3 protein-coding genes and 1 pseudogene are annotated in these 2,765 nt (G+C 68.3%); 2 read left to right on the forward strand and 2 right to left on the reverse strand.

Going from position 1 to position 2,765, the window contains the following annotated elements:
• A pseudogene (locus tag DD1DGNOD_RS25160) lies at positions 1-405 on the forward strand (guanylate cyclase); the annotation flags it as partial.
• Positions 406-664: 259 nt separating this feature from the next.
• Here the strand turns inward: DD1DGNOD_RS25160 and DD1DGNOD_RS25165 are convergent.
• Together DD1DGNOD_RS25165 and DD1DGNOD_RS25170 are read right to left on the reverse strand one after the other, a co-directional pair.
• Positions 665-1,354 (reverse strand): Crp/Fnr family transcriptional regulator, encoded by a 690-nt coding sequence (locus DD1DGNOD_RS25165; RefSeq protein ID WP_076842430.1) that lies wholly within the window; start codon positions 1,352-1,354, stop codon positions 665-667.
• Positions 1,355-1,606: 252 nt separating this feature from the next.
• A complete protein-coding gene (locus DD1DGNOD_RS25170; RefSeq protein ID WP_131771168.1) occupies positions 1,607-1,843 on the reverse strand; it encodes a hypothetical protein in 237 nt (78 codons plus the stop codon).
• A 130-nt stretch (positions 1,844-1,973) separates the two neighbouring features.
• On the opposite strand from DD1DGNOD_RS25170, the gene nth reads away from it, so the two are divergent.
• Positions 1,974-2,699 carry an endonuclease III gene (nth, locus tag DD1DGNOD_RS25175; RefSeq protein ID WP_131768826.1) on the forward strand — a complete coding sequence of 242 codons (726 nt, stop codon included), beginning with the start codon at positions 1,974-1,976 and terminating at the stop codon, positions 2,697-2,699.
• The last annotated feature ends 66 nt before the right edge of the window (positions 2,700-2,765 follow it).

Below are 2,765 nucleotides of genomic sequence, written 5' to 3' on the forward strand. Positions count from 1 at the left end.
GCATACGCGCATCTGGCCGGCACTCTCCTCGACGCGGGCCGGCCCGCCGAGGCGCTGGCAGTGGCCCGGCGTGCGGTCGAGGTAGGCGCCGAGGACATCCGCGCCCAGGTACTGGCATGGCGGGCGCTGGGCACCGCGCTGGTCGCAAGCGGCAAACCGGCCGAAGGCCGGGCCGCATACGAGAAGGCTCTGGCCGCCGCAACCGCGACGGAGGCGGTGAGCGAGGCCGCGCAGACCCGCCGGCTGCTCTCCGCGATTCCCAACGGCTCGAAGCCGGCGAACCTGCCGAGCGTCGCGGACGTCGGGGTGGCCCGCTCGGCAACGACCCTGTCGACGCCGGCAACCACGCCCTCGACGGCACCGCCAACGACGCCGTCCCTGGCGGAGCCGCGCGCACAGGCATAACAGCAATCAGGGATCCAACGACCCGGATCCAACGCTCTGAAGGCGACCTGACGATCTAGCCTAACGATCTCAAAGGCAGATCCTGACCAGCGCGCTCAAAGGCAGGTCCTGACCAGCGCGCCGAGCGTACTGGTCAGGACCTGCTGGGACGGGAGTCAGCCAGCCTGTGCCCCCTCAGGCCGGAACCGCAGGCCGTCTCCGGCGGATCTCCAATCGTGCGGGTCATCGCCCGCGTCGACCGACGTCCGCCGGAGACGGCCTACCGGGCGCGGCGGGCGAGCCGTTCCCGGTCGAGCAGCACCACCGCGCGGGAGTCCAACCGCAGCCAGCCGCGGGTGGCGAAGTCCGCCAGCGCCTTGTTGACCGTCTCCCGGGAGGCCCCGACCAACTGGGCGAGTTCCTCCTGGGTGAGACCGTGCTCGACCCGAACCCCTGCCGCGTCGTTACCGGGCTGGGCCGGCTCACCGAACCGTTCGGCAAGGTCGAGAAGGGCTTTGGCCACCCGTCCGGGCACGTCGGTGAAGACCATGTCGGCCATGGAGTCGTTGGTCCGGCGCAGGCGTTGTGCCAGCACCCGCAGCAGCAGTGACGCCGCTTCAGGCCGGGTTGCCAGCCACGGCCGCAACGCGGTGTGCTCCAGGGATACCAACGAAGCGTCGGTCACCGCGGTTGCGCTGGCCGTGCGGGGCCCCGGGTCGAACAGCGAGAGTTCCCCGAAGAGGTCTCCGGGGCCCATCACCATGAGAAGGTTCTCGCGTCCGTCCGACGCGGCACGTCCAATCTTGACCTTTCCAGCAAGAATCACGAAGACACGGTCTCCGGTTTCACCCTCCCGAAACAAAACGTCGCCTCGAGTAACATTCTGGCGCTCTAGATGATCATTAAGGGCCTGCCGATCCTGTTCGGACAGGCCGGCAAACATGGGAACACGGGCAAGCAGATCGTCCACGGCGTCCGAGCATGCCAGGAGTAGAGCCAAAGGGCACGACCTGGAAGCCGGAACAGGCTGTCGGGTCTTGAACAGGTCGGTCGAATCCGGGTATTTCCGACCCGAACGGTCGGCACAGGACAGCACACAGCAACCAGCGGGGCCCAGGCCTGCGGACGGGACGGGACGACACATACACACCGAGGCCGTTAATAACCCTGCGTAGTCACAGGTACGAGAAATACTCCGTGCGCCCACACCTGAGCCCAGCCGTCACGTCGCCCGGTGCTTGCCCGGAGCCGACCGTCGCAAACGGCGGCGGTAGCGCTCCAGCGCGGCTGGAAAGCCCTGGGAGACGAACGTGTTCACCTCGTCAGGTCGGGCGTTGTCGAAGAAGCCCTCCAGACCCTGGCCCGAGTCGGCGGTGCGCAGGGGGCGTTCCACTCGCTCCATGGCAAGCAGCAGGCCAAGCAGGACGAGCGGGAACGAGATCGCGGCAATCAGAAACATGGCGGGCCCCATGGTGAGGGACGACTCTACGTAACCAGCACGTGGGGTCAGGATACGCGGTGCGACTTCGGACACATCCGGCGTCCCGGCCGGGCAGCGCGATGATCCTATCGCCGGATAGGCTGTGGACGTGACCACCCTCGCCGACGCCGCCACCGAAAGCCCGCTGGCGCGGACACGGCGAGCCCGAAAGATCGTCCGTATGCTCGGTGAGCTCCACCCGGACGCGCGGATCGCACTCAACTTCGACAACCCTCTTGAGCTCCTCGTTGCCACCGTCCTGTCCGCACAGTGCACCGACAAGAAAGTCAACGAGGTAACCCCGACACTGTTCGCGAAGTACCGCACCGCCGGCGACTACGCTGCCGCCGACCGTGCGGAGCTCGAAGCCATCCTGCGGCCAACCGGCTTCTTCCGCGCCAAGGCGAACTCGCTCATCGGGATCGGCGCCGCCCTGGTCGACCGCTTCGACGGGATCGTGCCCCCACGCCTCGGCGACCTGGTCACCCTGCCCGGTGTCGGCCGCAAGACCGCCAACGTCGTGCTCGGGCATGCCTTCGACCAGCCCGGCATCACGGTCGACACGCACGTCGGGCGGCTGTCGCGCAGGCTCGGGCTCACCACCAACACCGACCCGGTCAGGGTCGAAAGCGATCTCGCCGGACTGCTCGAACGGCGTGACTACACGATCGCCTCCGACCGGATCATCTTCCATGGCCGGCGGGTCTGCCATGCCCGCCGGCCAGCGTGCGGCGTGTGCGGCATCGCCCGCCTATGCCCGTCGTTCGGCCTCGGATCGATCGCGCCGGAACAAGCTGCGCGACTGGTCCGCGCCGACCTCGAAGCGGCCAGGTGAGCACAGCCGCATATCCCGACGGTCCGGACGGGCTGGACGGGCTGGACGGAACCGCCGGCCCTGACG

This window comes from Candidatus Protofrankia californiensis (assembly GCF_900634765.1).
In the GTDB taxonomy this organism is placed as follows: Bacteria; Actinomycetota; Actinomycetes; order Frankiales; family Frankiaceae; genus Protofrankia; species Protofrankia californiensis.

What these genes read in the sequence shown, in the direction of transcription:
- DD1DGNOD_RS25170 (WP_131771168.1), bottom strand. Translation starts at nt 1,843, where the DNA reads ATGTTTCTGATTGCCGCGATCTCGTTCCCGCTCGTCCTGCTTGGCCTG.